The organism is Vibrio sp. 10N.222.52.B7, assembly GCF_041474275.1.
In the GTDB taxonomy this organism is placed as follows: Bacteria; Pseudomonadota; Gammaproteobacteria; order Enterobacterales; family Vibrionaceae; genus Vibrio; species Vibrio crassostreae_C.
Genome location: NZ_JBFRTU010000771.1, coordinates 1 through 349 on the forward strand (window position 1 = coordinate 1; position 349 = coordinate 349).

General features: G+C 43.8%; 1 protein-coding gene. It reads right to left on the reverse strand.

Going from position 1 to position 349, the window contains the following annotated elements:
- Window positions 1-349 (reverse strand): transglycosylase SLT domain-containing protein (locus AB4512_RS25230; protein WP_372176199.1); only part of this gene is annotated, 349 nt, incomplete at both ends.

Consider the following 349-nt stretch of genomic DNA (forward strand, 5'->3'; position numbering starts at 1 on the left):
TGTTGACGTTTTTGTCTTTGGCGGTACTAGGCAACACCTGCATCACACCAATAGCTCCACGGTGAGAAACCCGGCTTTGATCCAGTCCAGACTCTTGGAAACCTTGTGCTGACATCATCAAAGGGTCGAATTCGTATTGACTCGAATACTTTTCAAAAACATCTGACAGCTTAGCCACTCGGTCTATTTTATTTGGGTTGAGCGCTCTACCTAACCAGCGAGTGTTGTCGATGTATTTCTGATAGATAACATTTCCAAGTAAGGTACCTGTTCGTGCCGTCTTGACGTATTTGTTGATCTCTTTTTTTAGTTGAGGGCTGTTTTTTCTTAATGCCCACGCTATTTGGCC